Annotated in this window: 24 protein-coding genes; 18 read left to right on the top strand and 6 right to left on the bottom strand. The window is 66.8% G+C overall.

The window, feature by feature from the left end; all coding sequences use genetic code 11:
• Positions 1 to 37 precede the first annotated feature (37 nt).
• The 4 genes from WC585_RS09065 to WC585_RS09080 are packed head-to-tail and all read left to right on the top strand — an operon-like array spanning position 38 to position 5523.
• Positions 38 to 1879 carry a PPC domain-containing protein gene (locus tag WC585_RS09065; protein ID WP_373257502.1) on the top strand — a complete coding sequence of 614 codons (1842 nt, stop codon included), beginning with the start codon at positions 38 to 40 and terminating at the stop codon, positions 1877 to 1879.
• Positions 1880 to 1916: 37 nt separating this feature from the next.
• On the top strand, positions 1917 to 3089 hold the full coding sequence (crtY, locus tag WC585_RS09070) for a lycopene beta-cyclase CrtY (RefSeq protein WP_373257503.1): 1173 nt from the start codon (positions 1917 to 1919) through the stop codon (positions 3087 to 3089).
• Complete coding sequence (locus WC585_RS09075; RefSeq protein WP_373257504.1) at positions 3086 to 4588, top strand: phytoene desaturase; 1503 nt, start codon at positions 3086 to 3088, stop codon at positions 4586 to 4588. Before crtY ends, WC585_RS09075 begins: the two co-directional genes overlap by 4 nt.
• Positions 4585 to 5523: a phytoene/squalene synthase family protein gene (locus WC585_RS09080; RefSeq protein WP_373257505.1), complete on the top strand. Its 939-nt coding sequence runs from the start codon at positions 4585 to 4587 to the stop codon at positions 5521 to 5523. The genes WC585_RS09075 and WC585_RS09080 overlap by 4 nt, the downstream gene beginning before the upstream one ends.
• On the opposite strand, the gene WC585_RS09085 is transcribed toward WC585_RS09080, so the two are convergent.
• Together WC585_RS09085 and WC585_RS09090 are read right to left on the bottom strand one after the other, a co-directional pair.
• Entirely contained in the window at positions 5447 to 6259 is an 813-nt protein-coding gene (locus WC585_RS09085) for a fatty acid desaturase (RefSeq protein ID WP_373257507.1), read from the bottom strand. The genes WC585_RS09080 and WC585_RS09085 overlap by 77 nt on opposite strands.
• Positions 6256 to 6756, bottom strand: coding sequence for a sterol desaturase family protein (locus WC585_RS09090; RefSeq protein WP_373257508.1), 501 nt, complete (start codon positions 6754 to 6756; stop codon positions 6256 to 6258). Before WC585_RS09090 ends, WC585_RS09085 begins: the two co-directional genes overlap by 4 nt.
• A gap of 64 nt (positions 6757 to 6820) precedes the next feature.
• Here WC585_RS09090 and fni point away from each other — a divergent pair, with 64 nt between their 5' ends.
• Positions 6821 to 7843: a type 2 isopentenyl-diphosphate Delta-isomerase gene (gene fni / locus WC585_RS09095; RefSeq protein ID WP_373257510.1), complete on the top strand. Its 1023-nt coding sequence runs from the start codon at positions 6821 to 6823 to the stop codon at positions 7841 to 7843.
• Here the strand turns inward: fni and hutH are convergent.
• On the bottom strand, positions 7840 to 9369 hold the full coding sequence (hutH, locus tag WC585_RS09100) for a histidine ammonia-lyase (protein ID WP_373257512.1): 1530 nt from the start codon (positions 9367 to 9369) through the stop codon (positions 7840 to 7842). The genes fni and hutH overlap by 4 nt on opposite strands.
• A gap of 2 nt (positions 9370 to 9371) precedes the next feature.
• Positions 9372 to 11042, bottom strand: a complete 1671-nt coding sequence (gene hutU / locus WC585_RS09105; RefSeq protein ID WP_373257513.1) for a urocanate hydratase — start codon at positions 11040 to 11042, stop codon at positions 9372 to 9374.
• Positions 11043 to 11067: 25 nt separating this feature from the next.
• Here hutU and WC585_RS09110 point away from each other — a divergent pair, with 25 nt between their 5' ends.
• Together WC585_RS09110 and hutI are read left to right on the top strand one after the other, a co-directional pair.
• Positions 11068 to 11961, top strand: a complete 894-nt coding sequence (locus WC585_RS09110) for an agmatinase family protein (protein WP_373257514.1) — start codon at positions 11068 to 11070, stop codon at positions 11959 to 11961.
• Positions 11958 to 13169 (top strand): imidazolonepropionase, encoded by a 1212-nt coding sequence (gene hutI, locus WC585_RS09115; protein WP_373257516.1) that lies wholly within the window; start codon positions 11958 to 11960, stop codon positions 13167 to 13169. Before WC585_RS09110 ends, hutI begins: the two co-directional genes overlap by 4 nt.
• Here the strand turns inward: hutI and WC585_RS09120 are convergent.
• Positions 13166 to 13768: a nitroreductase gene (locus WC585_RS09120; protein WP_373257517.1), complete on the bottom strand. Its 603-nt coding sequence runs from the start codon at positions 13766 to 13768 to the stop codon at positions 13166 to 13168. The genes hutI and WC585_RS09120 overlap by 4 nt on opposite strands.
• Positions 13769 to 13916: 148 nt before the next feature.
• Here WC585_RS09120 and WC585_RS09125 point away from each other — a divergent pair, with 148 nt between their 5' ends.
• The 11 genes from WC585_RS09125 to WC585_RS09175 all read left to right on the top strand — a co-directional run bounded on the left by WC585_RS09125 (position 13917) and on the right by WC585_RS09175 (position 23760).
• A complete protein-coding gene (locus WC585_RS09125) occupies positions 13917 to 14465 on the top strand; it encodes an NUDIX domain-containing protein (RefSeq protein WP_373257518.1) in 549 nt (182 codons plus the stop codon).
• 22 nt (positions 14466 to 14487) lie between these two features.
• Complete coding sequence (gene cysE, locus WC585_RS09130; RefSeq protein ID WP_373257519.1) at positions 14488 to 15318, top strand: serine O-acetyltransferase; 831 nt, start codon at positions 14488 to 14490, stop codon at positions 15316 to 15318.
• Between the two features lie 106 nt (positions 15319 to 15424).
• Entirely contained in the window at positions 15425 to 16939 is a 1515-nt protein-coding gene (serS, locus tag WC585_RS09135; protein WP_373257521.1) for a serine--tRNA ligase, read from the top strand.
• A 3-nt stretch (positions 16940 to 16942) separates the two neighbouring features.
• Positions 16943 to 17347, top strand: a complete 405-nt coding sequence (locus WC585_RS09140; RefSeq protein ID WP_373257522.1) for a hypothetical protein — start codon at positions 16943 to 16945, stop codon at positions 17345 to 17347.
• Between the two features lie 19 nt (positions 17348 to 17366).
• Complete coding sequence (surE, locus tag WC585_RS09145) at positions 17367 to 18203, top strand: 5'/3'-nucleotidase SurE (protein ID WP_373257524.1); 837 nt, start codon at positions 17367 to 17369, stop codon at positions 18201 to 18203.
• Positions 18203 to 18847 carry a protein-L-isoaspartate(D-aspartate) O-methyltransferase gene (locus WC585_RS09150; RefSeq protein WP_373257689.1) on the top strand — a complete coding sequence of 215 codons (645 nt, stop codon included), beginning with the start codon at positions 18203 to 18205 and terminating at the stop codon, positions 18845 to 18847. Before surE ends, WC585_RS09150 begins: the two co-directional genes overlap by 1 nt.
• A 210-nt stretch (positions 18848 to 19057) precedes the next feature.
• Positions 19058 to 20107 (top strand): peptidoglycan DD-metalloendopeptidase family protein, encoded by a 1050-nt coding sequence (locus tag WC585_RS09155; RefSeq protein WP_373257525.1) that lies wholly within the window; start codon positions 19058 to 19060, stop codon positions 20105 to 20107.
• 117 nt (positions 20108 to 20224) lie between these two features.
• Positions 20225 to 20542 (top strand): preprotein translocase subunit YajC, encoded by a 318-nt coding sequence (gene yajC / locus WC585_RS09160; RefSeq protein WP_373257527.1) that lies wholly within the window; start codon positions 20225 to 20227, stop codon positions 20540 to 20542.
• 30 nt (positions 20543 to 20572) lie between these two features.
• A complete protein-coding gene (gene secD / locus WC585_RS09165; protein WP_373257529.1) occupies positions 20573 to 22171 on the top strand; it encodes a protein translocase subunit SecD in 1599 nt (532 codons plus the stop codon).
• Entirely contained in the window at positions 22171 to 23136 is a 966-nt protein-coding gene (gene secF, locus WC585_RS09170) for a protein translocase subunit SecF (RefSeq protein ID WP_373257531.1), read from the top strand. Before secD ends, secF begins: the two co-directional genes overlap by 1 nt.
• On the top strand, positions 23137 to 23760 hold the full coding sequence (locus tag WC585_RS09175; RefSeq protein ID WP_373257533.1) for a squalene/phytoene synthase family protein: 624 nt from the start codon (positions 23137 to 23139) through the stop codon (positions 23758 to 23760).
• 44 nt (positions 23761 to 23804) lie between these two features.
• Here the strand turns inward: WC585_RS09175 and WC585_RS09180 are convergent, their stop codons facing one another.
• A complete protein-coding gene (locus tag WC585_RS09180) occupies positions 23805 to 24206 on the bottom strand; it encodes a host attachment family protein (RefSeq protein ID WP_373257535.1) in 402 nt (133 codons plus the stop codon).
• Between the last annotated feature and the right edge of the window lie 47 nt (positions 24207 to 24253).

The raw sequence follows: 24253 nt of genomic DNA on the forward strand, positions 1-24253 counted from the left end.
GGCGTCTATGATCGGCGCGACTTCACGAGGGATTTGCATGCGCCGTCAGACCATTCTCGCCGCCGTCAGCGCGATTGCGCTGTTCAGCGCGGTGCCCGCCCTGGCGCAATCGACGGACGCGCCGCCGGTCGCGACGCTGGAGGTCGGCACTGAAGTGCGGGGTGCCCTGACCGCCGACGATGCCGTGGGGGTCGAGGACGACTATCGCTACGACCTCTATCGCTTCCGGGCGACCGTGGGTCAGCGGCTGGAGTTCACGCTGCGGGCCGAGGATTTTGACGCCTATCTGGCGGTCTATGAGGACGGTCTGGACGAGGCGCTGGCCGCCGATGACGACGGTCTGGGCGACGGCACAGATTCGCGGCTGCGGTTCACGGCGACCAAGGATGGCGACTATCTGCTGCATGCCCGCACGCTGTCCGGGCTGGAGGGGGGCGACTACACCCTGACGCTGACGGAGCGTCCCCCGGCTGCGCCGGTGCCGGAGCCGGGCACGATCGCGCTGGGCCAGACGCGGGATGGCACCCTGGCCGATGACGATGCGGAAACGGATGACGGCGGGCACTATGACGCCTATGTCTTTACCGCCGAGGCGGGTCAGCGGTTCACCTTCGATCTGGTCTCTGACGCCTTCGACCCCGTGGTTCGGGTGGGACGGATGGAGGGCGAGGCCTTTAACGAACTGGCCATGAACGACGACGGGCCGGACGCGGAGCTGAATTCCCGGCTGATCTTCACGGCCCCGGAGGCCGGCACCTACGTTGTGCGGGCCACGGCGTTGTCCGACAGCGGTGCCGGCGACTACACGCTGAGCCTGTCCGAGGGGCCGGCCCCCATCGCGGCGACCGCCATCGCTATCGGCGACACGGTCGAGGGCGAACTCAGCGAGAGCGACGGGCGCAGCGCCGACGGCTATGCTGCCGACCGGTATCGGTTCGAGGGGCGCGAGGGACAGCGGATCCGTATCGATATGACGGCCTCGGATTTCGACAGCTATCTGGAACTGTTCGACGAGGACGAGACCAGCCTGGCCACCGACGACGACGGCGGGCCCGAGGGGCTGAACGCCCGGATCAACTTCACCCTGCCCAGGACGGGCTCCTATGTGATCCAGGCGCGCGGGTTCTCCGACGCGACGGGCGACTACACCCTGAAGGTCGCCGAGGTCGAGCCGGACAGGCCGCCCCAGCCGCTGGCCTTCGGCGCGACGGTCCAGGGCGAGATCGGCGAAACCGACAATGAGGACGGCGACGGTCGCCACTTCGAGGCCTACAGCTTCACCGCCTCCGAGGGCCAGCGCATCCGCGCCATCATGCGCTCGGGCGACTTCGACACCTATCTGCAGATCGGCAAGGCGGAAGGCGACTTCTCCATGCTGGCGTCCGACGACGACGGCCTGAGCGAGGGCACCGATTCGCGGCTGGACTTCGCCATCCCGGAGGATGGCACCTATGTCGTGCGGGCCTCGCCGCTGGGGTCGGAGGGTAAGGGTCTGTATTCGCTGGAGCTGATCGACCGCGGGCCGCAGCCCAAGCCGGGCAGCCTGCTGGTCGGCTCGACCGCGCGCGGCACCCTGACCGAGACCGATGCCACCGCCGCCGACAACAGCTTCTACGACGCCTATCGCGTGACGCTGAAGGAGGACGAGGAGCTGGTCCTGACCATGGTGTCCAACGAGTTCGACAGCGTGGTCTTCGTCGGGCGCGATCAGGAGGACGGCGAGTTCGAGGTTCTGGGGTCTGACGACGACAGCCTGTCGGACACCCATGCCAAGCTGGAATGGAAGGCTCCTGCTGACGGCACCTATGAAATCCGCGCCGGATCGTTCGCCCAGGGTCAGACCGGCAGCTATGCCCTGACGGTCGAGAAGAAGCCCTGACGCTTTATCGCCCCGCATGACGTGCTAGAGCGACTGCATGGGTGATGCCAGCGACGACTATGATCTGATCCTGGTCGGCGGCGGGCTGGCGGCAGGTCTGATCGCCTGGCGGCTGGCGCTGGATCGGCCGGACCTGCGCGTCGCCATCGTCGAGCAGGAAGGCCGGATCGGGGGCAACCACACCTGGTCCTTTTTCGACAGCGATCTGGAGGATGAAGACCGCGCCTGGCTGGCACCTGCCGTGGCGCATCGCTGGTCTGAAGGGCATGAAGTCTATTTTCCGGCGCGGTCGCGCGCGCTGGAGACGCCTTACAACAGCATGACATCGGAGCGGCTGCATGACGCCCTGGCTCCGCTGCTGGGGGACCGGCTGATCACCGGCGAGGCCGTGGTGGTCGAGACTACGGGCGTGACCCTGGCCGATCAACGCAGGGTGACGGCACGGGGCGTTATCGATGCGCGGGGGCCCAAGCCGACCCGGTCGCTGGATCTGGGCTGGCAGAATTTCGTCGGGCGGACGGTTCGCCTGACCGAACCGCATGGCCTGACCCGGCCGACCATCATGGATGCGACCGTGCGGCAGTACGGGGCCTATCGCTTCGTCTATCTGCTGCCGTTCGACGCGCGGACGGTGATGATCGAGGACACCTATTATGCCGATACGCCGGCGCTGGACCGTGAGGCGCTGAGCGGGCGCATCGACGCCTATATCCGCTCGCGCGGCTGGACCGTCGAGGCGGTGGTCGGCGAGGAGCAGGGTATTCTGCCCATCGCCCTGGATGGTGACATCGACGCCTTCTGGGCCGAGGAGATGACCGTGGCGCGAGCGGGTCTGTGGGCGGGTCTGTTCCATCCGGTCACCGGCTATTCCCTGCCGGACGCGGTCAGACTGGCGCGTCTGGTGGCCGCCAGCGACGATCTGAGTTCCGAGGGTCTGCGTCGCCTGACCGAAATGCACTCCAAGGCGACCTGGGCGGATCGCGCCTTCTACCGCCTGTTGAACCGCATGCTGTTCCGCGCCGCGGAGCCTGAACAGCGGTGGCGCGTTTTCCAGCGCTTCTATGGCCTGCCCGAAAGTCTCGTGCGGCGCTTCTACGCAGGGCATAACACCACGCTCGACAAGTTGCGCCTGCTTGCGGGAAAACCGCCTGTCCCCGTGGGCAAGGCGTTGCAGCAGCTTCGCGAGTCGGGGCAGGGATCACGACCATGAGAGACCAAGTCGCACGTCGGGCCGTTGTGATCGGAGCCGGTTTCGGCGGCGTCGCCCTGGCCATCCGGCTGCAACGCGCGGGCATCCAGACGACCCTGGTCGAGAAGCGCGACAAGCCGGGTGGCCGCGCCTACGTCTGGAAGGAAGAGGGCTTCACCTTTGATGCCGGTCCGACCGTCATCACCGATCCGGACTGCCTGAAGGAACTGTTCGAGGGGACGGGGTCTGAGCTGAAGGACTATGTCGACCTGATGCCGGTCGATCCCTTCTATCGCCTGTGCTGGGAAGACGGGGCGTCGTTCGACTACAACGACGACCAGGCGGCGATGGAGCGCCAGATCGGGGCGTTCAATCCGAAGGATGTCGAGGGCTACAACAAGTTTCACCAGTATTCCGAGGAACTATACCAGGAAGGCTACATCAAGCTGGGCGCGGTGCCGTTCCAGTCCTTCTGGTCGATGATCAAGGCGGCACCGGAGCTGGCGCGGCTGGAAAGCTGGAACAGCGTCCATGCCATGGTGGCTCGCTATATCGAGGACCCGCATCTGCGTCAGGCGTTCAGCTTCCACACGCTGCTGGTCGGGGGTGATCCCTTCAAGACGTCAAGCGTCTATGCCCTTATCCATGCGCTGGAGCGACGCGGCGGGGTCTGGTTCGCGCGGGGCGGCACGGGAGCGCTGATCGCCGGGCTGGTGAAGTTCTTCCAGGACCTGGGCGGTGACTTCCGCCTGAATGCGCCGGTCGAGCGCATCGAGATGCTGGGCGACCGCGCCACCGGCGTGCGGCTGGAAGGCGGCGAGGTCATTCCTGCCGACATGGTCGCGTCCAATGCCGATGTCGTGCACACCTACGACAAGATGCTGGGCCATACGCCGCGCGGCAAGGCCAAGGCCAGGTCGCTGAAGTCCAAGCGGTTTTCGATGTCCTTGTTCGTGCTGCATTTCGGCTTGAAGACGCCGCAGCCTCAGCTGGCGCATCACACCATCTGCTTCGGGGCGCGCTACCGCGAGCTGATCAGCGAAATCTTCGCCGGGCCGAAACTGCCGGAGGACTTTTCCCTGTATCTGCACGCGCCTTGCGCGACCGATACGTCGATGGCGCCGGAGGGCATGAGCAGCCACTATGTCCTGTCGCCCGTGCCGCATCTGGGCGCCGCCGACATCGACTGGTCGGTCAAGGGGCCGGAGTATCGCGAGAAGATCATCGACTATCTGGAAGAGCGCTACATCCCAAACCTGAGGCGCGATCTGGTGACGACGCGCATCTATACGCCCGACGATTTCAAGGAGGACCTGCACGCCCATCTGGGTTCGGCCTTCTCGCTGGAGCCGATCCTGACGCAGAGCGCCTGGTTCCGGACGCACAACCGCGATGACAAGGTGCCGAATCTGTATGTCGTCGGGGCCGGCACTCATCCGGGCGCAGGTATCCCCGGCGTGGTCGGCTCGGCCAAGGCGACGGCGGGCCTGATGCTGGAGGATGCGAAAGCCATCGCATGACCGACGCCGTCCTCGCCGCCTCCAAGGCCTCGATCGTCAAGGGGTCCAAGAGCTTCCGCTCCGCCTCGCGGCTGTTCGAGCCGGAGGTGCGCGAGGACGCGTGGCTGCTTTATGCCTGGTGCCGGGCCTGCGACGACGAAATCGACGGTCAGGACCATGGCTTTGGCCACGAGGAGCTGACGGTCGATGAGCAGAAGCGGCGGCTGGAGCGGCTGTACGACATGACGCGCCGCGCCATGACGGGCGAGCCGATGTCGGACCCGACCTTTGCGGCCTTTCAGCGGGTGGCCCTGCGCCATCGCCTGCCCGAGCGCTGGGCCATCGACATGATCGACGGCTTCCGCATGGATGTGGAGCATCACGACTATCGCACCATGGACGACGTCATGGCCTATTGCTGGCATGTCGCGGGGGTCGTGGGCGTGATGATGGCGCGGGTCATGGGAGTGACCGATGCCGAGGTTCTGCGCCGGGCCCAGGATCTGGGGCTGGCGTTCCAGCTGACCAACATCTCGCGCGACGTGATCGAGGACGCGCAAGGCGGCCGGGTCTATCTGCCGGCCGACTGGTTGCGCGAGGCAGGGGTTGAGCCGACACCGGAGGCTGTGGCCGATCCGGCCAACCGGGACGCGGTCCACGCCGTCACGCGCCGCCTGCTGGAGGCGGCCGAGCCCTATTACGACAGCGCGCGTGACGGGCTGCGGGGCCTGCCGTTCCGCTCGTCGATGGCGATCGCGGCGGCGCGCGGGGTCTATCGCGAGATTGGCCGCAAGGTGGCGCGCGGCGGGCCGGGCGTCTGGAAACAGCGGGTATCGGTCGGCCGGGCCATGAAGCTGTGGCTGTTCGGACGCGGTGCGCTTATCGCGATCTGGACCCAGGTGCTGGATCGTGGAAAGGCCCCGCCGCCGCGGCCGGCCCTGTGGACGCGAGTCTGAGGGCTTCGCGCCGGGCTTCGGGCAGTCGCCACCAGGGAGTGTTCGGCGACAGGTGATGCTCGTGGTGCATGCCGAAGTGGAAGCAGGTCAGCAGCGAGGCCAGCCACGGCATGGGCACTGTCCGGGCGTTGTGGTGATCGGCGAAAGCCGCGCCTGACACCTCATGCCGATGCGGCAGCCATGTGCCGAAGACGAAGAGCTGCAAGGCGCTGAGTATGGCGGGCAGGCCCCAGAACAGGGCGACGTTCAGGGGCGAGGCTCCAAACACGAACAGATAGGCGATGAGAACCGCCGTCACGATGCCGAACTCGCGCCAGCCGAAATAGCGGGTGAAGAAGCGATAGAACCAGGGGCCGAACCGCATGGGTTCCCCGGCGTGGAAGTCGGGATCGTCGGTGCTGCCCGGGCTGCGGTGATGCTGGTGGTGGCAGACGTTCAGACGGCGGAACGAGAAGGCGGCATAGGCCCCGACGCAGACCTGGCCGATGGCGGCGTTCAGCCGGGGCCGACCGGGGGCCAGCGAGCCGTGCATGGCGTCATGGGCGACGATGAACATGCCGGCCCCCAGCCAGCTCTGCGTCAGGATCAGCAGCGGCGCGGCGATGACCGCAGGCCAGGTCAGGAGCTGCAAGAAGATGCCCCAGACGTGCAGGGCGACCCAGCCGCAGACGATCAGTCCGGCCAGCGAAAGCCCGATTGCCGTTTGCCGGGCTCTGGGAATGGAGGGCAGGATCACTCGGCCGGCAGGTCGGCCGCACGCGCGGCGCGACGGGCCTTCAGTATGGCGCTGAGGCGGTGCGGGTCGGGTGCGAAGACGAAGCCGAAGGAAACGGCCCCCTCACGCGTCTGGACCGCATGATGCAGCTTGTGCGCCTGGACCAGGCGGCGGGCGTAGCCATTCTTGGGCATCCAGTGAAACGGCCAGCGCTGATGCACCAGGCCGTCGTGCACGAAGGCATAGACGACGCCGTACAGGGTCACGCCCAGGGCGATGGCGCGGACCCACCAGAGGCCGGTCAGCCAGGCGATGACGAACAGCCCCGTCCCGACCAGAGCGCCGACCACTCCATAAAGATCGTTCACCTCGAAGGCCTTGTCGTGCGGCTCATGGTGATCGCGGTGCCAGCCCCAGCCCAGCGGGCCGTGCATGATGTAGCGATGCGTCCACCAGGCCACACCCTCCATGGCGAAGAAGACGGCCAGCGTCAGAAGGGTGAACCAGACGGGGATCATGGCGAGACACTACGCCCGCTCGGTTCCGGTTCCAACAGCGACCGCTCGTCGCTAGGGTTCATTTATGCAGAACGACGCCATCCGCACCCGCAAGGACGAACATCTGGATGTGATCCTGGCCGGGAAAGCGCGGCACGGGCGCGACGCGGGGTTCGGCGATATCCGTTTCGTGCACGAGGCCCTGCCAGATCTCGATCACGGCAAGATCGATCTCGGTGTCGACTTCGTGGGCCGCCGGTTGAAGGCCCCGCTGCTGATCAGTTCAATGACCGGCGGGCCGGCGAGGGCCGAGGCGATCAATGCACGACTGGCCGAGGCGGCCCAGCATCTCGGCATCGCCTTGGCGGTGGGGTCGCAACGCGCGGCGCTGGAGGGCGCGGGGGCGGGGCTGGACATGGCCCTGAGGCTGAAGGCCCCGGATACGCCGATCCTGGCGAATATCGGCGCGGCCCAACTGACACGCGGCTTTGGCGTCGACGAGGCGAGGCGGGTGCTGGACATGATCGCGGCGGACGCCCTGATCGTGCACCTGAACCCGCTACAGGAGGCCTGTCAGCCCGAGGGAGACCGCGACTGGTGGGGCGTCGGGGCGGCGCTGGAGGCCCTGGTCAAGGCGCTGGATGCGCCCGTGGTGGTCAAGGAGACGGGGGCGGGGATCTCAGGTGCCACGGCCAAGCGGTTGGCCGATATGGGGGTGGCGGCTATTGATGTGGCTGGGGCTGGGGGCTCGAACTGGGCGACGGTCGAGGGTGAGCGGGCGACTGACGCGGCAGACAAGGCGCATGCGCGGGCGTTTGCGGACTGGGGCATTCCGACGGCGCGGTCGATCGCCCAGGTTCGCGCGGCCTGTCCGGACCTGGTGCTGATCGGCTCAGGCGGCATCCGCGACGGCGTGGAGGCGGCCAAGGCGATCCGGCTGGGGGCCGATGTGGTCGGTCAGGCGGCGGGCGTGCTGGCCGCGGCCACTGTCTCGACCGAGGCGGTCGTGGAGCACTTCCAGATCCTGATCCGCCAGTTGAGGACGACCTGTTTCGTCACTGGGTCGGCCAATCTGACCGCCCTGAAGGCCGCGGCGCTGGAGGACTAGGCTGAGGGCAGCAGGTCGCCGGCGAAGGCCCGGTAACGTCCCGCCCGCACGCCGTCGGTCGCGCGGGCGATGTCCGGCGCGAAATAGTGGTCGCTGGCATAGGGAGCGGCGGCCTCACGCACGAGGGCGAAGACCTGTTCCAGAGCGGGCGAGGAGGCCAGGGGGCGGTGGAACTCTAGCCCTTGCGCCGCCGCCAGAAGTTCGATGCCGACGACGGTGGCGGTATTCTCAGCCATGTCCAGCAGGCGGCGTGCGCCATGGGTGGCCATGGAGACGTGGTCTTCCTGATTGGCGCTGGTCGGGACGGTGTCGATGACGCAGGGATGGGCGACCATGCGGTTCTCGGCAACCAGGGCGGCGGCGGTGACCTGAGCGATCATGAAGCCGGAGTTCAGGCCGCTTTCCTTGACGAGGAAGGCGGGCAGTTCGCTCATCTTGGGGTCGACCAGGATGGCGGTGCGACGCTCCGAGATATTGCCGATCTCGCACAGGCACATGGCGATCTGATCCGCTGCATAAGCAATAGGTTCGGCGTGGAAGTTGCCGCCGGATATGACGTCGCCGTCCTCGATGAAGACCAGCGGATTGTCGGTCACCGCATTGGCCTCGCGCTCCAGCGTCGCGGCGGCATTGCGCAGCACGTCGAGCGTCGCCCCCATGACCTGGGGCTGGCAGCGCAGGGAATAGGGGTCCTGCACCTTGGAACAGTCATCGCGGTGGCTGTCGCGGATGGCCGAACCCGTCATCAGAGCGCGCAGGCGGGCGGCAACGTCGATCTGGCCCGGCTGGCCACGCAGGGCGTGGATGCGAGCATCGAACGGCGCGTCCGACCCCTTCAGCGCATCGACCGACAGGGCCCCAGCGGCGATGGCGGCGGCGAAGGTGGCCTCGGCAGCGAACAGCCCGGTCAGAGCCAGAGCCGTCGAACACTGCGTTCCGTTCAACAGAGCCAGACCTTCCTTGGGCCCCAGAGTCAGGGGCGAGCGGCCGATCTGCGCCAAGGCAGCCTCGGCCAACAGCGTCTCGCCGCCCGCCCGCGCCTCGCCGACCCCGATCAGTACGCAGGACATATGGGCCAGCGGCGCCAGGTCGCCCGAGGCCCCGACCGATCCCTTGGACGGGATGCAGGGCAGGATGTCGGCATTGACCAAGGCGATCAGCGTTTCCAGCGTCTCGCGCCGGATGCCGGACGCGCCCTTGGATAGACTGGCGATCTTGAGCACCACCAACAGGCGAACCACAGCATCGTCCAGCAGGGGCCCGACGCCACAGGCGTGGCTGAGGACCAGGTTCTTCTGAAGGGTTTCAAGGTCTTCGGCCGCGATGCTGGTGTTGGCCAGCAGGCCAAAGCCGGTGTTGATGCCATAGACGGTGCGGCCCTCGGCGAGGATGGCGGCAACTGTGGCGGCCCCTCGGTCGACGGCCGTCCAGGCAGCCTCGGTCAGATCGACCGTGACCGGGCTTTCAATCACGGCGCGCAACTGACTGAGGGTTAGCGGCTCAGAACCGATGGTAATGACGGTCATGATCAGGCTTTCAGGCTTGGCAGGTTCAGCCCATGTTCACGGGCGGCGGCGGCGGCGATCTCATAGCCCGCATCGGCGTGGCGCATGACGCCGGTGGCGGGGTCATTCCAGAGCACGCGCTCGAGGCGGGCGGCCGCTTCGGGGGTGCCGTCGGCGACGATGACGACGCCGGAATGCTGGCTGTAGCCCATGCCGACGCCGCCGCCATGGTGCAGGGATACCCAGCTGGCTCCCGAGGCGGTGTTCAGCAGGGCATTGAGCAGGGGCCAGTCGGACACGGCGTCGGAGCCGTCCATCATGGCTTCGGTCTCGCGGTTGGGGCTGGCGACCGAACCGCTGTCCAGATGATCGCGGCCGATGACGATGGGGCCGCTGAGTTCGCCCGAGGCAACCATCTCGTTAAACATCAGGCCCGCGCGGTGCCGGTCGCCCAAGCCGATCCAGCAGATTCGCGCGGGCAGGCCCTGGAAGGCGATACGCTCTCCGGCCATGTCGAGCCAGCGGTGCAGGCCGGCGTTGTCGGGGAACAGCTTTTTCATCGCCGCGTCGGTCTTCTTGATGTCGTCGGGATCGCCGGTCAGGGCGGCCCAGCGGAACGGGCCGATGCCGCGACAGAACAGCGGGCGGATATAGGCGGGGACGAAGCCGGGGAAGTTGAAGGCGTCCGCCACACCTTCGTCGAAGGCGACTTGGCGTATGTTGTTGCCATAGTCGGTGACGGGAATGTCCGCCGCCTGGAAATCCAGCATGGCCTGGACATGGACGGCGCAGGATTTTCGGGCGGCGGCCTCGACAGCGGCGGGGTCGGACACGCGCTTGTACTCCCATTCCGCCACGGTCCATCCAGCGGGCAGATAGCCGTTGATCAGGTCGTGGGCGCTGGTCTGATCGGTGACCAGATCGGGGCGGACGCCGCGTCGAACCATTTCAGGCAGCACTTCAGCCGCATTGGCCAACAGACCGACGGATATGGGTTTTCCCGTGCGACCGGCGTCTTCAATCAAGCCCAGGGCCTCGTCCAGCGTCTCGACCATGACGTCGAGGTAGCGGGTCTTCAGTCGCATCTCGATCCGGCTGCGCTGGCATTCGATGGCCAGGCAGGAGGCCCCCGCCATGGTCGCGGCCAGCGGCTGGGCCCCACCCATGCCGCCCAGACCGGCCGTCAGGATCCATTTGCCCGAAGTGTCGCCGTCCCAGTGTTGGCGCGCGGCCTCCATGAAGGTCTCATAGGTGCCCTGAACGATGCCCTGGGTGCCGATGTAGATCCACGACCCGGCCGTCATCTGGCCGTACATCATCAGCCCCTTGCGATCGAGGTCGTTGAAATGCTCCCAGGTTGCCCATTTGGGCACCAGATTGGAGTTGGCGATCAGGACGCGGGGGGCGTCGGCGTGGGTGCGGAAGACGCCGACGGGCTTACCGGATTGTACCAGCAGGGTCTGGTCGGGTTCGAGGTTGCGCAGAGAAGCCACGATCCGGTCGAAACTGGCCCAGTCGCGGGCCGCCTTGCCGATGCCGCCGTAAACGACGAGGTCCTCGGGCCGTTCGGCGACCTCGGGGTCGAGGTTGTTCATAAGCATGCGCAGGGCAGCCTCTGCGGCCCAGGTTTTTGCGGTCATCTCGAGGCCGCGCGGGCTGCGGATGACGCGAGTGTTCATCTGTTGAGTCGACATGGCCGTCTCTCTACGCTGCCCGCCCATGACCTTGGAAGACTCAGAGGCGCTGGGCTGGCGCAGCGTGGCCGACCTGATCGGCGATCATCCGGATGCGTCTGTCGCCCTGATCGGCGCAGGTGTGAACGAGCGGTCGCTGACGCCCGGGCGATGCGACTTGGGCCCCAAGGCGCTTCGGGCGGTATTGCCGAGGTTCTCGACCTATGATGTCGAGACGGAGCGGGCGTTGTCGACCCACGTCCATGACATCGGCGATCTGGCGATGAAGGCCCTCTCACCCGCCGATGCCTTCGGTCCCGTGCGCGATGCCGTGGCAGCTCAGAAGGACCGGGCGCTGACTGTGATAATCGGCGGCAACAACGCCATCACGCGGCCGGGCGTGCACGGGCTGGGTCTGGAGCGGACCGGCCTGTTGACCCTGGATGCACATTTCGACTTGCGGGACACGGATCAGGGACTGACCAACGGCAATCCTGTGCAGGCTTTGCTGGAGGACGGTCTGGACGGGCGGGGTATCAGCCAGGTCGGGCTGGCTCCTTTCGCCAATACGCGTCGGGCGCATGAGAAGGCCAAGGCGGCGGGGATATCGGTCCGCACGGTGCGCGAGTGCCGGGCGCAGGGTCTGGCGACCATCGTGGCTCAAGAACTGGAGCGACTGTCCGGCCTGTGCGACGCGATCTATGTGGATTTCGACATTGATGTGATCGACCGCAGTCAGTGGCCGGCTTCACCGGGGGCGAGGCCGGGCGGAGTGTCGGTGCAGGACTTCTTCGAGGCGGCGCGCGTGATCGGGGCCTGTGCCAAGGTCAGGGCTGTGGACCTTACGGAGTACGATCCCTCGCTGGAGATCGGCGATCTGGGATCGTTGACGGTGGGGCGCTGGTTCTGTGAGCTGCTGGCGGGGTTCGAGCAGCGATGATTGCGGACCGTCTCATCACCGACTGCCGCATTGCCACGATGGTCGCGGACGCTGAGCCCTACGGAGCCATTGAGGACGGGGCCATTCTGATCCGCGAGGGGCGCATCGTCTGGGTCGGGGCGCGGGCTGATCTGCCGGATCACCAGGCCGCGCAGATCGATCGCCTCGACGGTCGCTGGGTCACGCCGGGGCTGATCGACTGCCACACGCATCTGGTGTTCGGCGGTGACCGCTCGGGCGAATTCGAACAGCGATTGAGCGGCGCGACCTACGAGGAGATCGCTCGGGCCGGGGGCGGGATCGTCTCGTCGGTGGCGGCGACGCGCGCGGCGTCGGAGGATGACCTCTATGCCAGCGCCCTGACGCGGCTGGAGGGGCTGAAGGCGACCGGGGTGACGACGGTCGAGATCAAGTCGGGCTACGGGCTGGACAGAGAGGGCGAGCTGAAGATGCTGCGGGTCGCGCGGCGCATCGGGCGCGAGGCAGGGGTGCGGGTGCGCACCAGCTATCTGGGCCTGCATGCGGTACCGCCGGAGTATCGCGCAGACCGCGCCGCCTATGTCGATCTGGCCATAGACGACATACTTCCCGCCGCCCATGCGGAGGGTCTGGTCGATGCGGTCGATGCCTATTGCGAGCCCATCGCCTTTTCACAAGGAGAGGTCGGTCGCCTATTCGACAAGGCGCGGACCCTCGGTTTGCCGGTCAAGCTGCATGCCGATCAGCTTTCGGATGGTGGCGGGGCAGCGCTGGCGGCGACGTACGGAGCACTCAGCGCCGACCACGTGGAGCACACGACCGATGCGGGGGTGAGGGCGATGGCGCAGGCAGGCGTGGTCGCGGTGCTCCTGCCAGGAGCCTATCTGATGCTGCGCGAGACGACGCCGCCACCGGTCGATATGTTTCGACAGCACGGGGTGGAGATGGCCGTGGCGACGGACTGTAATCCGGGGACGTCGCCGGTGGCGTCGATGACAGCGGCGCCGAACCTGGCCTGTGTCCAGTTCCGGTTGACGCCGGAAGAGGCTTTGGCGGGTGCCACGCGTATCGCGGCCAAGGCGCTGGGATTGAAGAATGACATCGGCACGATCGAAGTCGGCAAGGTCGCCGATCTGGCCGTCTGGGACATCGAGCGCCCTGCGGAGCTTTGTTACTGGCTGGGCAAGCCGATGTTGAACCGGCGCTATGTCGCGGGCGTACGGGCCTAGTCGCGGTATTCGACCTTGGCCGACAGGTCGGGGCGGGGGCGTTCAAACGGCGGCTCGGCCAGGGTGCCGATGTGGATGAAGCCGGCGACCTGTTCGCCCTTGGTCAGACTCAGCAGTGCAAGAGCTTCGGCGTCATAGCTGTACCAGTCGGTGATCCAGCTGGTGGAGAAGCCCAGGGCACCGGCGGCGTGTTCCAGGTTCATGCAGACGGCACCGGCGGACAGCTGCTGTTCCCAGACGGGGACTTTCTGGCTGTGGACCGGGGTCGAGACGACGAGGATGGTGACGGGCGCGGCGGTCAGCTTGCCCAGGACGGCGCGAGCCTTGTCCGGCTGGGGCTGTGCCTGGGCGAGCGGGGCGAGGGCGGTGGCCAGGGTGGCGCGGCTGGTCGGGCCCAGGACGACGAACCGCCAGGGAAACAGCTTGCCGTGGTCCGGGGTGCGGGCCCCCAGTTCGAGGATGCGTGCGATCTGGTCCTGCGTCGGGCCGGGAACCGTCAGAGCCTGGGCCGGTGCCGAGCGGCGACGGGCGAGGCGGTCCTCCAGCTCTGCGGAGGCGACGGGGAGGGGCAGGGCGTGGCCCAGGTCGGTATCGGTCATGCGGTCTAGCTAGGCACGGGGACGGGGCGGCGCCATACCCCGCCTCATGAGCGACTCCCGAAAAACCTTCGATGCCGACCGGCCGACTCCGTCCTGGGATGATGGCGCCGATCGTCCGCCGCCGTGGCGCGATGCGGGATCGAGCGTGATGTTCGAAAGCCCCTGGATGCGGTTGACCCGCCACGAGGCGACCGCGCCGACGGGCTTGCAGGCCGACTATGTCGTGATGCGGCCGCAGAATATGTCGGTCGGGGTGCTGCCGATCCATGAGGACGGGACGATCACCCTGGTGGGTCAGCAGCGCTTCGCCTTGATGAACTGGTCGTGGGAGATGCCTGAGGGCGGGGCTCCGTTCGACGAGGATCCGCTGGAAGGGGCGAAACGCGAGCTGGCCGAAGAGGCGGGTCTGGACGCCGCACACTGGCACGAAGCACTGAGAACTGAGATGAGCAACTCCGTCACCGACGAGCGCGCTATGGCCTGGCTGGCCTGGGGCCTGACGCCGGTGCCGATCGCGCCGGATCCGACAGAGATCATCCGCGTAGCCCGCGTGCCGTTCGCTGATCTGTTGCGCGAAATCGGCAACGGAGCGGTCCGCGATATGTTTACGGTAGCGACAGCCCTGCGAGCCTACCATATGGCGCGACAAGGCGAACTGCCGCCCGAACTGGCGAAGGCCATGCTGTCGGGCCTATGATCGCGCACTGAAGGAGCCGGACATGACCAGGCTGGAAGTCGTCACCGCGAGTGACCCGTCGCCCGACACCTGGGCCATGCTGCGTGCCTCAGCCGAGCAGGCGGCGCGCGATGAGCCGCTGCTGGCGTCGCAACTGAACGCCGTCATCCTGGCGCACGGCGATCTGGCCGCGGCCCTGAGCTTCCAGATTGCCCGCAAGATCGGCGACGACGAGATGGGAGCCATGTCGGTGCGCGAGGTGTGCCGCGAGGCCTTCGAGGGCGATCCGGCCATTGTGGCGGCGGCGGCGGCGGACCTGCAGGCCGTGGCCGAACGCGATCCCGCGATCCGCTCGCTCTTGCAGCCATTCCTGTATTTCAAGGGCTTTCAGGCCATCCAGGCCCACCGGGTGGCGCACTGGCTGTGGCAGCAGGGCCGCGAGACCCTGGCCTTTCATGTGCAGAGCCGGATGTCGGAGCTGTTCCAGGTGGACATTCACCCGGCGGCGACCCTGGGGTCCGGGCTGTTCTTCGACCACGGGACCGGCATCGTCATCGGCGAGACGGCCGTGATCGGCGACGAGGTGTCGATGCTGCATGGCGTGACCCTGGGCGGCACGGGGGCCGAGCGCGGCGATCGCCATCCCAAGATCGGACGCGGCGTTTTGCTGGGGGCCGGGGCCAAGGTGCTGGGCAATATCGAGATCGGCGACCATGCCAAGGTGGCTTCTGGCTCCGTTGTGCTGAAACCCGTTCCGGCGGGATGCACGGTGGCGGGCGTTCCGGCGCGGCTGGTCAACTGTCCGACGGGCGACGCCCCGGCGCGGACGATGGATCATACGCTGGCGGACATCGTCTACGACTTCGTGATCTGATCTGAGCCATCGTCAGGGCCGCACGACGGGAAATGATGCGCGGATTTGCCCGACTCCGTCTGCGGGGCTAGAGCATCGGCTCCTTCCCCAGACTGACTGAACGACCATGCACGACATCAAGGCCATTCGAGAGAACCCGCAAGCCTGGGTCAGCGGCTGGTCGTCGCGTGGGGTGGAGGGCGCGGAGGCGCTGGTCGAGGAACTGCTGCGGCTGGATCGGGAACTGCGCGCGGCGCAGACGGCGGGGCAGGAGGCGCTGGCGAAGCGCAATGCGGCGTCCAAGCTGATCGGCGCGGCGATGGCGAAGAAGGACATGGCCGAGGCCGAGCGGCTGAAGGCCGAGGTCGAGAGCCTGAAGGGCGAGATCGCGGCGTCCGAGGCGGTGGAGGCCGAGACGGGCAAGGCCCTGCGCGACCTGCTGGCGGCGCAGAAGATGCTGGCGGCGGACGATGTGCCGGACGGCGAGGACGAGGCGGGCAATGTCGAGATCTCGCGCTGGGGCACACCGCGCGAAGGTGGCCCCGCCAAGGATCACGCCGATCTGGGCGAGGCGATGGGCCTGCTGGATTTCGAGGCGGCTGCGCGGATGTCGGGGGCGCGGTTCGCGGTGCTGAAGGGCGGGCTGGCGCGGCTGGAACGCGCCATCGGCCAGTTCATGCTGGACGTGCAGACGGTCGAGCACGGCTATCTGGAGGTCAATCCGCCGTATCTGGTGCGCGACGAGGCGATGTTCGGGACGGGGCAGTTGCCGAAGTTCGAGGAGGACCTGTTCCAGATCGTCACTCCCGCACAATTGGCTCGTGCGGAGCTGCTCGGGGTCGCTGAGGTGACTTATGAGCTGATGGAGACCGCGTCCAAGACCAACACGCTGCTGGATAGTCTCGGGCCTGTTTCCGGTGAGGAATCAGAGACGGCGGTGGTGGCGGTCCGTACCCAAGTTGATAACCTTGTCGTCACGGCACGCGAAATCAACGCCCGCAGACAGTTGAAAGCGGACGTCGGGGGTCAGACCGCATTCCTCATCCCCACCGCCGAAGTCTCCCTGACCAATCTCGTGCGCGAGCAGATCCTGGCCGAGGACGAGCTGACCGAGCCGATGCGCCTGACGGCCCTGACGCCCTGTTTCCGGGCCGAGGCGGGGTCGGCGGGGCGGGATACGCGCGGGCTGATCCGCCAGCACCAGTTCCACAAGGTGGAGATGGTCTCCATCGCAAGGCCCGAGGACAGCGAGGCCGAGCACGAGCGGATGGTGCGCTGTGCCGAGGTGGTGCTGGAGAAGCTGGAGCTGCCCTATCGGCGCATGCTGCTGTGCAAGGGCGATATGGGCTTTTCGGCGAGGAAGACTTTTGATCTTGAGGTCTGGCTGCCGTCGCAGGGGACCTATCGCGAGATCAGCAGTTGCTCCAACTGCGGGGACTTCCAGGCGCGGCGCATGGACGCGCGGTTCAAGCGGGCGGGCGAGAAGAAGACCGAGTTCGTCCACACCCTGAACGGCTCGGGCCTGGCGGTCGGTCGTACTCTTGTCGCCATCATGGAGAACTATCAGCAGGAGGACGGGCGGATCGCCGTGCCGTCGGCCCTGCTGCCCTATATGGGTGGCATCACCCATGTGGGAGCGTAAGCCATGAAGACGATGATCGCCGCCGCCGTTCTGTCCGTTTCAGCCTTGACGCTGGGGGCCTGTGCCACCGGCCCTGACAATGTCGCGCCGCCGCCCAACTGGGTCGATGCCTCGGCGACCGAGTTCACCGGCTGGGTGCGGGTCAGGGGCGAGGAGTTCCAGCTGTACGAGACCGAGCCGCGCTTGCTGGCGGGCGGGGCGACGCCGTGCATCAGCGGGGCCCTGCCGCGCAATCTGCAGCGGGCGTCGGGCGACATCTCGGGCCAGAAGGTCAAGTTCATTGGCCGCACGCGGGCCTGGTCCGAGCGGGGCGACAGCGCCCTGATCGACCTGCAGGGGTCGGACGTGGCCAACCTGTGCCGCCGCGATGTGGTGATCCAGGCGGATCGGGTCGAGGTGCTGCGGTGATGGGTTCGACGGTGCGCGCTTGAGGATACTGCTGACCAACGACGACGGGATCGAGGCCGAGGGTCTGGAGTGTCTGGAGCGCATCGCACAGATGTTGTCCGACGATGTGTGGGTCTGTGCGCCGCAGACCGAGCAGTCGGGCAAGGGGCGGGGGATCACCCTGACCGAGCCGCTGCGGGTCAACCGACTGGGCGAGAAGCGGTTCGCGGTGACGGGGACGCCGACGGACTGTGTCGTGCTGGCGGTCAACGACCTGATGCCTGAGAAACCCGATCTGGTGCTGTCGGGGGTCAATCGCGGGCACAACGTCGGCGAGGATTGCTCCTATTCCGGGACGGTGGCCGGGGCCTTGCAGGGGATGGCGTTCGGCATTCGGTCGATCGCGTTGAGCCAGTCGCTGGAGCGGTTCCATGACGAGGTGACGGCGCACTGGGAGACGGCGGAGGCGTTTGCGCCGGCCATCATCTCGCGCCTGCTGGAGCGGCCGTGGGCCAGTGGCGTGGTGATGAATCTGAACTTTCCGGCGCGCCCACCCGAGGCCGTGTCCGAGGTCGAGGTGACGCGCCAGGGCTTCCGCGACATCGGCGAGATGCATGCGGTGAAAAGGACCGACCTGCGTGGGCGCGACTATTACTGGATGAGCTTTCGCGGGACGAAGCACGACCATCCGGTGGGCACCGACCTGCGGGCCATGGACGAGGGCAAGATTTCGGTCACGCCGCTTCATATCGACCTGACCCATCCGGCCAGCGTGCATGACCTGAAGGGTGTGCTGGGCGGGGCACCGCCGAAGGCTGTGGCTGCCCCCCTCCACCATCCTTCGGATGGTCCCCCTCCCCCGTTGGGGGAGGAATGATGAAGCTGAACGATGACAGGGCCGGGCGGCTGATCCTGGGGCTGAGGCAGCAGGGGGTGACGGACCCGCGCGTGCTGGCGGCGATGGAATCGGTGGACCGGGCCGTGTTCGTGCACGAGCGGTTTCTGGATCAGGCGTGGGAGGATCAGGCCCTGCCGATCGACTGTGCCCAGACGATCAGCCAGCCGTTCATCGTCGGCCTGATGACCCAGGCGCTGGACGTGCAGCCGCGCCACCGGGTGCTGGAGATCGGCACGGGCAGTGGGTATCAGGCCGCGGTGCTGAGCCGGCTGGCGCGCTATGTCTATTCGGTCGAACGCTACAAGAGCTTGCTGGTCGAGGCCGAGGGGCGGCTGAAGGAATTGGGCATCGACAATGTGATCACCCTGCATGGCGACGGCGGTTTGGGCTGGCCCCAGCAGGCGCCGTTCGACCGGATCATGGTGACGGCGGCCTCGCCGGGGGAGCCGACGGAGCTGCTGAAACAGTTGAAGCCGGGCGGAGTTCTGGTCTGTCCGGTCGGGCGGACCTCGGTGCAGATGCTGCATCGCTATGTCGGCCAGGAAGATGGCTCGTTTCGCCGCGAAAGCCTCAGTGAGGTGCGGTTCGTGCCTCTGGTCGAGGGGACGGCCAAGGAGGGGTAAGTCAGTCCTTTTTGCGCTAGCGCTCGCGACGCGGTCGCTCACTGCTTGAGCGCGATTCGCTCGCTATTGTTCGCCGCGCGGGGCTCACTCCTTGAGCGCGGTAATCCCTCGTTAACCTCGACGCCCAACTTTGGTGCGGATTGTGGCTATGGTCCGTGACGTGGCGGGCAGCCGGTCGGTGATCGGCCTTCAGTAAGCGGGAAATGGCGAATGACGGGATTGAAGACGGGCTTGCGGGTCCTGATCGTGGCGGGCGGCATGCTGGCGCTGGCGGCCTGTACGACGGCCGGGCCGCGCTATTCGATCTATGCCGACGCCGCGCCGCCGCCGTCGCGGGCTCCCTATCCGACCAGCCCGGCCTATCCGACCTATCCCACGGCTCCAGCGCCGAGCGGCGAGGGCGTGCGGGGGCCGAGCAATCCCTATAACGACCCCGCACCCAATGCGACGGCCCCGGTCGCGACGATCGAAGGCGGGGCGCTGGACGCACCTGTTTATGTGCCGCGTCCAGGCCAGCCCGCGGCGGGGCCTGCCGACGGCGGCTTTACCTCGCCGCCGCCGCCGCGCAGCGGAACGACCGTGGCCGGAGCCAGGTATGTGATCCAGCCTGGCGACACGATTTCGGGCATCGGGCGGCGCTTCCAGACGCCGGTGCAGAGCCTGATCGACCTGAACAGCCTGGGGCCGCGCGCGGCCATCACGCCGGGTCAGCGACTAACCCTGCCGGAATCGGCCGTCGACATTGGTGGCGATCCCTATGCGACCGGGCCGTCGCCCAGCGGCGTCTATGTGCCGAACCCGGGCAGCGTTCCGCCGCCGCCGCCGCCGCCGTCGGGGAATGTGGCCCTGCCGCCGGTCTCGACCACAGCGGATGTGTCGCTGGACTGGCCGGTCCGGGGCGACATCCTGCGGCGCTTCGGCCCTGTGGGCATGGGCGAGCGCAACAACGGCATCAATATCGGAGCGTCCGCCGGGCGCGAGGTCGGAGCCTCCGCTGCCGGTCAGGTGGCCTATGTCGGCGACGATCTGGCAGGGCAGGGGCTGACCATACTGGTCGCGCACCCCGGTGGCTGGCGCACGGCCTATGGCCATCTGGGCTCGGCCACGGTGCGGCAGGGCGATCAAGTGCGGGCGGGTCAGCAGATCGGCACGGTCGGAACGACGGCCGGGGACGGACGACCCTCCATTCATTTCGAGACGTGGCGCATGCGTGGTGACGAGCCGATCGCCATCGATCCGCTGACCGTGTTGCCGCGATAGCGCACGCCAAGGCTGTCGGTCCGCGTGGCGCGTTGCAAAGTGTGACGACGCGCCCTAGGTTCCGCGCCTCATTTTATGGAGGCGCCCCGAGCGGCGCTTTCGCTCGTGGAGACCGCCGTGCAAGCCATTCTGGAAGGGCCTTTCGGGACCCTGATCTTCTTCGTCCCCGTCATCATCCTGTTCTACTTCATGCTGATCCGTCCGCAGCAGAAGCAGATGAAGGCGCACCGCGAGCTGATCGCCGGTCTGAAGCGCGGTGACAGCGTGATCATGTCGAACGGCATGAAGGGCAAGATCACCCGGGTCGAGAACGAAGAGGTCATGGTCGAAATCGCCCAGGGCGTGAACGTGCGCGTGGTCCGTTCAATGATCACCCAGGTCGAGAACCGCACCGCCATCGCCGCCAACGACACCAAGACCATCGCCAAGTCCTGATATCGTCCTGACCAGGCCGGAAACGCCCGCATGATCCATCTGTCGCGCTGGAAGGTCATTCTTCTCGCTCTCTCGCTGCTGTTCGGCCTGGCCTTCGCCTATCCGAACATGCTGACCCCCGCACAGCGCGACGCCCTGCCGGGCTGGGTGCCGTCCAGCGGGCTGAACCTGGGGCTGGACCTTCAGGGCGGCTCGTATCTGCTGCTGGAAGTCGATGTCCCGGCGATGCGCGAGAAGCGCCTGGCCAATATGGTCGAGGACGCGCGCATGGTTTTGGGTGAGGCCAACATCGGCATCACAGGCGTGGTGCGGAACGACCAGGGCGTGGTCGTGACCCTGACCAATCCGGCCCAGATGGATGCCGCCCTGACCGCGATGCGGACCCTGATCGGCGGCAATCCGAATGCCGTGGCGGATCGTACTGTCCAGCGGCAGGGCAACGATCGCATCGCCTACGCCTTCACTGACGCCGCCATGAACTCCATGGCTGCCGATGCCGTGTCACAGTCGATCGAGGTCGTGCGCCGTCGTCTGGACAGCACCGGCACGAAGGAAATCTCCATCACCCGTCAGGGCGCGGATCGGATCGTGGTTCAGGCCCCGGGCGAGAGCGATCCAGCCGAGCTGGAACGTCTGGTCGGCCAGACTGCCCAGCTCACGTTCCAGATGGTGGATACCGAGAACTCCCTGGCCGAAGCCGCGGCGGGTGCTGTTCCTCCCGACTCCGAGTTGTTGCCGGCGGCCGAGCCCGGCGGGCCGGCAGCCTATCTGGTCAAGCGTCGCATCCTCGTCTCGGGCGAGAACCTGACCAAGGCCGAGGTGGGCTCTGACCAGAACCGTCAGGTCGCCATTGACTTTCGCTTCGACGCCCAGGGGTCGCGCCGCTTCGGCGAGGCGACGGCCGCCAATGTGGGCAAGCCGTTCGCCATCATCCTTGACGGCCAGGTGATCTCGGCCCCGACGATCATTTCGCCGATCACGGGCGGTACCGGCCAGATTACCGGCAACTATACGATCGAGAGTGCTTCGCTGTTCGTGAACCTGTTGAACGGCGGGGCCCTGCCGGCACCGCTCGTCGTCGAGGAACGCCGCACGGTGACTGCCGAGCTGGGGGCCGATGCCGTGGCCAAGGGTGGGCTGTCCACCCTGATCGGCTTCATCATCATCGTCGTCTTCATGATCGGGGCCTACGGGCTTCTGTTCGGCGGCATCTCCGTTGTGGGTCTGTTGCTGAACGGCCTGCTGATCATCGCGGCCATGTCGCTGGTCGGGGCGACGCTGACCCTGCCGGGGATCGCGGGTCTGGTGCTGACCTTCGCCGTGGCCGTGGATGCGAACGTTCTGATTTATGAGCGGATGCGTGACGAGGCGAGGTCCGGACGGTCCGTCATCGCCTCGCTGGACGCGGGCTTCAACAAGGCCATGGGGACCATCATCGACGCCAACCTGACCACACTGGTCGCGGCGCTGATCATGTTCATCTTCGGGGCCGGCCCCGTGCGCGGCTTTGCCTGGACCCTGACCATCGGGGTGTTCACCTCGATGCTGTCGGCAGTGCTGGTGTCGCAGGTGGCGCTCGCCTGGTGGCTGAAGGTCGCCAAACCCAAAAAACTGCCGATCGCGGAGTGATGGCGATGCGTGGATGGCCTTTGATCAAACTCCTACCGAGCAAGACGAACCTGCAGTTCGTCAAATATGCGCGGCCAGCCGGCATTCTGTCGGTTCTGCTCTGCGTAGCCTCGATCGTTGCCTGCTTTTACCCCGGCCTGAACATGGGCATCGACTTCCGGGGCGGGGCCTCGATGGAGCTGACCCGCGCCGATAGCCAGGTGCTGGATCTGGAGCGGGTGCGGGGTGCCGTCGGCGAGCTGGGGCTGGGTGATGTCCAGGTTCAGGGCATCGACGATCCGTCCAGCGCGATTCTGCGGTTCCAGGTGCCGGACGACGAGCCTCAGAGCGCCGTCGTTCAGCGCGTCGAGAACGCCATCACGGCCTCCGTGGGTGAAGTGACCTATTCCGGCGTCAGCGTCGTGGGCTCCAAGGTGTCGGGCGAGCTGTTCCGCTCCGGCCTGTTTGCCCTGGGTGCCGCCATTGTCCTGATGTTCGCCTACATCTGGTTCCGATTCGAGCCGCAGTTCGGGTTCGGAGCCATCGCGGGCCTGGCCCACGACGTCATCCTGGTGTTCGGACTGATCGTGCTGTTCAAGCTGGAGTTCAGCCTGAACATGGTGGCCGCCATCCTGACCGTCATCGGCTATTCGATGAACGATACCGTCGTGGTGTTCGACCGCCTGCGTGAGAACCTGCGTAAGTACAAGACGATGCCGCTGCGCGAGGTCATCGACCTGTCGATCAACGAGACGCTGTCGCGGACGATCATCACCGGCCTGACGGCGGTCATGGTGCTGGCGGCGCTGGCGTTCTTCGGCGGCGAGGCGCTGTTCGGCTTCTCCATCGCCCTGATGGCCGGCATCATCATCGGCACCTATTCGTCGATCTATGTCGGTGCGCCGATCATCCTCCTGTGGGGCGTCAAGCGCGGGTCGTTGGATGAGCCCAAGCCGGTCAAGCTGGGCATGGCCAGCCGGCCGTAGATGGTCGACCTGGACACCCAGGTCCGCAACGCCGATCTCGACCGCTGGCTGTCCAGCCGGTTCGTGGCCGATGTTCAGCTACGCTCGGACCTGATTACGCTCTATGCCTTCGAGGCCGAGCTGTTGGGCATCCCCACGCGGGTGACCCAACCCCTGCTGGCCGAGATGCGCTATCGCTGGTGGGCCGATCAGATGGACGGTGTCTTTGCGGGCGAGCCGCGCAAGGGCCATCCGGTGCTGGAGGCGTTGACGAACATCGTGCGGCGGCACGGGCTGGAGCGCGAACCTTTCAATGCTCTGATCGAGGCGCATATCGGCCGGGTTCACGGAGAGCCGCACGACCTGGAAGCCTTTTACGTCGGGCCGATGCAGGTGGCGGTGCGGGTGCTGGCCGGGTGGGGGCATGACGACAAGGTCGTGGGGGCCGGTCGGGTCTGGGGACTGGCGCAGGTGGGCAGGCTCGACGACGCCAGGTCGGCTCTGGGTGCCGCGAACGCGGCCTTGAAGGGTCTGCCGTCCGACGGCTTTCCGGCTGTCGCCCACGCCGCCCTCATCAGGCCATCGGAAGCCGAACCGTTGAAGAAGTTACGACTCACCTGGGCGATGCTGCGCGGGCGTCTCTAGACGGCAAGACGCCCGGACCGTCGGTCCGGGCGTTTGCGGGTCGATCAAGCCTTGGCTATGGCGTCGGCGATCTGTTCGGACGTCTGGTTGGTCAGATCCTTGGCGATCTCGCCGGTCAGGCGGGCTTCCAGTTCCTTGTGCCAGTTCTTGCGCAGGGCCCCTAGGGTCTTGGGGGCGGCAATAACCACCAGATGGTCGAAGTGGCCGTTGAGGGCCTTCTTGTTCAGCAGTTCGGCCACCTCAAAGGCAAAGCCGTCCTCGGCCTGGGTGTCATTGTCAGGGTTGGCGGCGCTGGACTGGCGGCCGGGGGCGCCGGACAGGCGCTCGGGGATTTCCGGGGTCGGATGGGCCGTCAGGGTCGGCTGATCTGCGTCACCCGTGTTCTTGAACAGAACCAGCTTCTCGCCATCGACGACGGCGACGAGTGCGCCCTTGGGAAGTTTCATGGTGCGAGAATCCTCATGGTTTTCAGATGAGGATGTAACGGCTCTGG

It is taken from the genome of Brevundimonas sp., assembly GCF_041648055.1.
GTDB lineage: Bacteria > Pseudomonadota > Alphaproteobacteria > Caulobacterales > Caulobacteraceae > Brevundimonas.

Excerpts from the sequence above, each read along its gene's own strand:
- secF (WP_373257531.1), top strand. The coding sequence starts at position 22,171 with ATGGCGATGCGTGGATGGCCTTTGATCAAACTCCTACCGAGCAAGACG.
- WC585_RS09140 (WP_373257522.1), top strand. The coding sequence starts at position 16,943 with ATGAAGACGATGATCGCCGCCGCCGTTCTGTCCGTTTCAGCCTTGACG.
- WC585_RS09075 (WP_373257504.1), top strand. The coding sequence starts at position 3,086 with ATGAGAGACCAAGTCGCACGTCGGGCCGTTGTGATCGGAGCCGGTTTC.
- cysE (WP_373257519.1), top strand. The coding sequence starts at position 14,488 with ATGACCAGGCTGGAAGTCGTCACCGCGAGTGACCCGTCGCCCGACACC.
- WC585_RS09155 (WP_373257525.1), top strand. The coding sequence starts at position 19,058 with ATGACGGGATTGAAGACGGGCTTGCGGGTCCTGATCGTGGCGGGCGGC.
- serS (WP_373257521.1), top strand. The coding sequence starts at position 15,425 with ATGCACGACATCAAGGCCATTCGAGAGAACCCGCAAGCCTGGGTCAGC.
- WC585_RS09110 (WP_373257514.1), top strand. The coding sequence starts at position 11,068 with ATGACCTTGGAAGACTCAGAGGCGCTGGGCTGGCGCAGCGTGGCCGAC.
- hutI (WP_373257516.1), top strand. The coding sequence starts at position 11,958 with ATGATTGCGGACCGTCTCATCACCGACTGCCGCATTGCCACGATGGTC.
- fni (WP_373257510.1), top strand. The coding sequence starts at position 6,821 with ATGCAGAACGACGCCATCCGCACCCGCAAGGACGAACATCTGGATGTG.
- WC585_RS09065 (WP_373257502.1), top strand. The coding sequence starts at position 38 with ATGCGCCGTCAGACCATTCTCGCCGCCGTCAGCGCGATTGCGCTGTTC.
- WC585_RS09125 (WP_373257518.1), top strand. The coding sequence starts at position 13,917 with ATGTTCGAAAGCCCCTGGATGCGGTTGACCCGCCACGAGGCGACCGCG.
- WC585_RS09080 (WP_373257505.1), top strand. The coding sequence starts at position 4,585 with ATGACCGACGCCGTCCTCGCCGCCTCCAAGGCCTCGATCGTCAAGGGG.
- WC585_RS09090 (WP_373257508.1), bottom strand. The coding sequence starts at position 6,756 with ATGATCCCCGTCTGGTTCACCCTTCTGACGCTGGCCGTCTTCTTCGCC.
- crtY (WP_373257503.1), top strand. The coding sequence starts at position 1,917 with ATGGGTGATGCCAGCGACGACTATGATCTGATCCTGGTCGGCGGCGGG.
- hutU (WP_373257513.1), bottom strand. The coding sequence starts at position 11,042 with ATGTCGACTCAACAGATGAACACTCGCGTCATCCGCAGCCCGCGCGGC.
- WC585_RS09120 (WP_373257517.1), bottom strand. The coding sequence starts at position 13,768 with ATGACCGATACCGACCTGGGCCACGCCCTGCCCCTCCCCGTCGCCTCC.
- secD (WP_373257529.1), top strand. The coding sequence starts at position 20,573 with ATGATCCATCTGTCGCGCTGGAAGGTCATTCTTCTCGCTCTCTCGCTG.
- WC585_RS09150 (WP_373257689.1), top strand. The coding sequence starts at position 18,203 with ATGAAGCTGAACGATGACAGGGCCGGGCGGCTGATCCTGGGGCTGAGG.
- hutH (WP_373257512.1), bottom strand. The coding sequence starts at position 9,369 with ATGACCGTCATTACCATCGGTTCTGAGCCGCTAACCCTCAGTCAGTTG.
- WC585_RS09175 (WP_373257533.1), top strand. The coding sequence starts at position 23,137 with ATGGTCGACCTGGACACCCAGGTCCGCAACGCCGATCTCGACCGCTGG.
- WC585_RS09180 (WP_373257535.1), bottom strand. The coding sequence starts at position 24,206 with ATGAAACTTCCCAAGGGCGCACTCGTCGCCGTCGTCGATGGCGAGAAG.